5 protein-coding genes and 1 tRNA gene are annotated in these 4,407 nt (G+C 64.4%); 4 read left to right on the top strand and 2 right to left on the bottom strand.

Annotation, left to right across the window (positions count from 1 at the left end; genetic code table 11):
* The 3 genes from tilS to ABYB95_RS17735 all read left to right on the top strand — a co-directional run.
* On the top strand, positions 1 to 806 hold an 806-nt coding region (tilS, locus tag ABYB95_RS17745; RefSeq protein ID WP_372659919.1), incomplete at its 5' end, for a tRNA lysidine(34) synthetase TilS.
* 98 nt (positions 807 to 904) lie between these two features.
* Positions 905 to 2,185, top strand: coding sequence for an aspartate kinase (locus ABYB95_RS17740; RefSeq protein ID WP_372659917.1), 1,281 nt, complete (start codon positions 905 to 907; stop codon positions 2,183 to 2,185).
* Positions 2,186 to 2,236: 51 nt separating this feature from the next.
* Positions 2,237 to 2,328 (top strand) — tRNA-Ser (locus ABYB95_RS17735).
* A 56-nt stretch (positions 2,329 to 2,384) separates the two neighbouring features.
* On the opposite strand, the gene ABYB95_RS17730 is transcribed toward ABYB95_RS17735, so the two are convergent.
* Together ABYB95_RS17730 and ABYB95_RS17725 are read right to left on the bottom strand one after the other, a co-directional pair.
* Positions 2,385 to 3,254 (bottom strand): DUF2189 domain-containing protein, encoded by an 870-nt coding sequence (locus ABYB95_RS17730; protein ID WP_372659915.1) that lies wholly within the window; start codon positions 3,252 to 3,254, stop codon positions 2,385 to 2,387.
* 122 nt (positions 3,255 to 3,376) lie between these two features.
* Positions 3,377 to 3,766: a hemerythrin domain-containing protein gene (locus tag ABYB95_RS17725; RefSeq protein ID WP_372659913.1), complete on the bottom strand. Its 390-nt coding sequence runs from the start codon at positions 3,764 to 3,766 to the stop codon at positions 3,377 to 3,379.
* A 157-nt stretch (positions 3,767 to 3,923) separates the two neighbouring features.
* On the opposite strand from ABYB95_RS17725, the gene ABYB95_RS17720 reads away from it, so the two are divergent.
* Positions 3,924 to 4,407, top strand: a 484-nt coding sequence (locus ABYB95_RS17720) for a 2OG-Fe dioxygenase family protein (RefSeq protein ID WP_372659911.1), incomplete at its 3' end; no start/stop codon positions are given.

Genomic DNA, 4,407 nt, shown 5'->3' with positions numbered 1-4,407 from the left:
TGCATGTGCACCACGGTTTACAAGCCGCCGCCGATCATTTTGAAGCGCAGGCGCGCGCAAGCTGTGCGCAGCACCAGATCGCCTTGCATGTGCGGCACATCCAGGCGGCGCATCGTCCCGGGCAAAGTCCCGAGGACGCGGCACGCCAGGGGCGCTACAGCGCGCTGGCGGCCATGGCCCTGGCGCAGGGTGTGGCTTGTGTGCTGTTGGGGCAACATGCCGACGACCAGGTCGAAACGGTGTTGCTGGCACTCAGCCGAGGCGCTGGCGTGCCGGGCCTGGCGGCCATGCCGGCGCAGTTCACGCGGCACGGCGTGCGCTTTGACCGCCCTTTGCTGGACCTGGAGCCACAAGCCCTGCGGGCTTGGTTGGTTGCCAGCGGACACGGGTTTGCCGAAGACCCCAGCAACACCGACCAGCGCTACACCCGCAACCGCATCCGCGCCTTGTTGTTGCCGGCCTGGCAGGCCTGTTTTCCCGGCCACCGGCAGGCGCTGGCGCGCAGCGCCCGCCACGCCGCCCAGGCCCAGCGCCTGCTCGATGATTTGGCGGCCATGGACATGGCGCAGACCGGTGCCCCGCCCGCATTGACACCGCTGCGGAGCTTGCGACGCGACCGGCAGGCCAACCTGTTGCGGTACTGGTTGCTGCACCGGCACGGCGCCCGCGCCAGCACGGCGCAGCTCGACGAATTGCTCGACCAGGTGGAAGCCTGCGCCACACGCGGCCACCGTATCCACATCAAGGTGGGGCTGGGCTTTGTGGTACGCAGCGGTGAGCGGCTGGATTACACCCCGCCGATATAATTGACAGGTTTTGCCGGGCAGCGCGTCTGCATTGAGACCGGGCAAAGAACACACAACAAGGTCGCGGCAGGCCTTGTTTTTCAACGAAAACCCATTCCATGGCATTGATAGTTCACAAGTACGGCGGCACCTCCATGGGGTCGACCGAACGCATCCGCAACGTCGCGCTGCGCGTGGCCAAATGGCACCGCGCCGGTCATCAAATGGTCGTGGTGCCCAGCGCCATGAGCGGCGAGACCAACCGCTTGCTCGGCCTGGCCAAAGAGCTTGCGCCGACCAAGGCCGACACCGCCTACGACCGCGAGCTCGACATGCTGGCGGCCACCGGCGAGCAGGCCTCGTCTGCGCTGCTGGCGATTGCGCTGCAAGCCCAGGGCATTGAGGCGGTCAGCTACGCTGGCTGGCAAGTACCGATCAAGACCAACAGCGCACACACCAAGGCGCGCATCGAATCCATCGACGACGCCCGTGTGCGCGCCGATCTGGATGCGGGCCGCGTGGTCATCGTCACCGGCTTTCAGGGTATCGATCCGCTGGGCAACATCACCACCTTGGGCCGTGGCGGCAGCGACACCTCGGCCGTGGCCGTGGCCGCCGCACTGAAGGCCGCCGAATGCCTGATCTACACCGATGTGGATGGCGTCTACACCACCGATCCCCGCGTGGTGCCCGAAGCGCGTCGCCTGTTGCGCGTGAGCTTTGAGGAAATGCTGGAAATGGCCAGCATGGGCAGCAAGGTGCTGCAGATCCGCTCGGTGGAGTTTGCCGGCAAATACCGCGTGCCCTTGCGCGTGCTCTCCAGTTTCACGCCCTGGGACATCGACCTGGATACCGAAGCCGCCTCCGGCACCCTGATCACTTTTGAGGAAGACGAAGATATGGAACAAGCCGTCGTTTCTGGCATTGCTTTCAACCGCGACGAAGCCAAGATTGCCGTGCTCGGTGTGCCCGACACCCCGGGCATGGCCTACCAGATCCTGGGCCCTGTGGCCGAAGCCAACATCGAAGTCGATGTGATCATCCAGAACGTGAGCAAAGACGGCAAGACCGACTTCAGCTTCACCGTGCACCGCAACGATTACCAAAAGGCCCTTGATCTGCTCAACGCGCTTGTGCTGCCCATACTCGGTGCAGCAGAAGTGGTGGGCGACACCCGCATCTGCAAGGTCAGCATCGTCGGTATCGGCATGCGCAGCCACGTGGGCGTGGCCAGCCGCATGTTCAAGTGCCTGAGCGTGGAAGGCATCAATATCCAGATGATTTCCACTTCCGAAATCAAGACCTCGGTCGTGATCGACGAGAAGTACATGGAACTGGCGGTGCGCGCCTTGCACCGCGAGTTCGACCTGGACCAGGCGGCCGACAGCATCTCGAACTGATGGGGCCGGCGCTCAGATAGATGCGCCGACTTGAGGCATAATATGCGGCTTGGAGTGATGACCGAGTGGCCGAAGGTGCTCCCCTGCTAAGGGAGTATGGGGATTAAACCCCATCGAGGGTTCGAATCCCTCTCGCTCCTCCAAGATTAAGCCCAAGTGATGAATCACTTGGGCTTTTTTCTTTTCCGTTGTGCTCCGCTCAGCTCGTACGGTGGGCGTCGGTTGTCGGCGGGTTGGGCGCAGCCAGTAGTGTGTGCTGATAGGCGTGCCAGGTGGCGTGGCCGATGACCGGGCCGACCACCAGCAAGCCCAGAAAAAACGGCAGCATGGCCAGCAGAACCAGGCCGGTGATGCAAAGGCCCCAGAAGAACATCACACCGGGGTTTTGCAGGCAGGCGCGGATGCTGGTGAGCCCGGCCGATACGGCGTCCACCTGGCGGTCCAGGATCATGGGGATGGCGATCACGCTGGTGACGAAGATCAACCCGGCAAACACACCACCCACCAACACGTAGGTGATCAGAAACGCGATATTTTCCGGGTCGAACAACTGCTGCAGCAGCCCGGTGGCGGAGGGCATGGCGTTGAAGCTGACCGCGAACACCACCAACGCGGCCCGACCCCAAAGCATTTCCAGGATCAGCAGCACGCCGGCAAAAATGCCCATGCTGCCCTTGGTGGGGCGCCAGGCCTGCAGCGAGTGCCGCAGCGACGGATGGCGGGACGGGGTTTGCATGGCCTGGCTGGCGTCGTAAAGCCCCAGGCACAGGAACGGTCCCATGAGCAGAAAGCCCGCGCTCAGGGCCAACACGTAGGCGGGTGCCGACTGGAAGACGGCGAGCAGGGCATGGCCCATGAGAAAGAAACACAGGCCATAGAAGAGGCCGATGTGTGGGCAGCGCAAGAAGTCGGTCCAGCCCATGCGCAGCCAGTGCAAGGGATCGGTCCAGCGCAAGTGGGCCAAGGGAAGAGACAGAACCGATGGCGCCTCAGGCGCGGGGCCGCTGCCGCTGTCTTGCGGCGTCGGCTCGTCGGATGGCGGCTGGGCCGTCGGGGCTGGGGTGACCATGGGCGGAGTTCCTCCAAGCGAGAGCATAAACAAGTGCTGCCGCGCACCGGCCGAGGCCATGCCCGCGGCAGCACCGCTTCCAGGGCAGTCCCGTGCCTGCTTGCACAAGGGTCGCAGGCGACTCAGAGGTCGTGCTGGCGCAGGTGCATGGCCAGCGCAGCGTCCATTGTCTGGGTGTGTTTGCCAAACCAGTTGCCAAGCTCTTGTGCCATGGTGCGAACTTCCGCCCACTCATGGCCTTGCAGCTTGTCCAAGGCCTCCTGCATCAGGTGCAACACCACCCGGTGTTGCAGCCGGTGGGTCTGGCCCGAAGCGTAGGCGGTGTCGCGCATCCAGGTGTCTTCCTGGTCAAACTGGCGCGTTGCGTGATCCAGCAGCAGGCGCCAGGCCTGTGGCAGATCGTTGTCGGACGCGGCTTGTACCTCGGTCAGCAAACGGAGGAACTCGGTGTGCGTCTGGTCCATGGGCGCGAAGTCCAGCAACACGGCACGGGACGGGTCTACGTGGTTCATGGCGTTGATCTCCTTGGTCTGTCAAAGCTTGACAGCGTGTACCGCAAGCGGTTTTGATCCAGCGCAGGAAGTGGGGATACAGCGCGGTGCTGGGCGTGCAGCAGGCCCATGCCACATTGGCGGAAGGGCTTGGGTCGCGCCGTTAAACTGCTCGGCCATGACCAGCGAATTCCAACCCCCCTTCGTGCCCTTGGCCGGCCGCGACCACGCCCTGAAAACGGCGGGCTTCGCCTTGTTGGCGCCAGACGGCGTCTGTCAGTGGCTGGCGGTGCCGGGCCAGGCCTTGGCGGGTTTGCACGCCAGCTGGGACGATCTGCCCAGCGACGATTACCTGAAGGACGGCGGACGCTACCGGCGCCGGCGGCACAGCTGTTTTGTGGTGAACGGGCGGCAGGTGGAGGCGGTGCCACACCGTGCCCACTGGCAGCCCCTGGAATACAACGCCTTGCACGGCGGTATGCAGCGCTGGTTTGCGCCGATGGCGGACGCAACCGTGGCGCAGCCGGTGTGGTCGGCGCTGTTGCTGGCTTTGGGTGAAGCCGTATCTGCGCTGCGGGGCGCGCAGCCCTGGTTTGTGGAGGCGCACCAGTTCCGGATCGACACCACCGATGGCATTGGCCGGCCCACGCCCGAGGGCGCGC

The sequence above is a fragment of the Hydrogenophaga sp. genome (assembly GCF_041633695.1).
Lineage (GTDB): Bacteria > Pseudomonadota > Gammaproteobacteria > Burkholderiales > Burkholderiaceae_C > Hydrogenophaga.
Note: the sequence above shows the minus strand (reverse complement) of the source record. Positions and strands in the feature narration are given on the sequence as shown.

Excerpts from the sequence above, each read along its gene's own strand:
- ABYB95_RS17740 (WP_372659917.1), top strand. The coding sequence starts at position 905 with ATGGCATTGATAGTTCACAAGTACGGCGGCACCTCCATGGGGTCGACC.
- ABYB95_RS17730 (WP_372659915.1), bottom strand. The coding sequence starts at position 3,254 with ATGGTCACCCCAGCCCCGACGGCCCAGCCGCCATCCGACGAGCCGACG.
- ABYB95_RS17725 (WP_372659913.1), bottom strand. The coding sequence starts at position 3,766 with ATGAACCACGTAGACCCGTCCCGTGCCGTGTTGCTGGACTTCGCGCCC.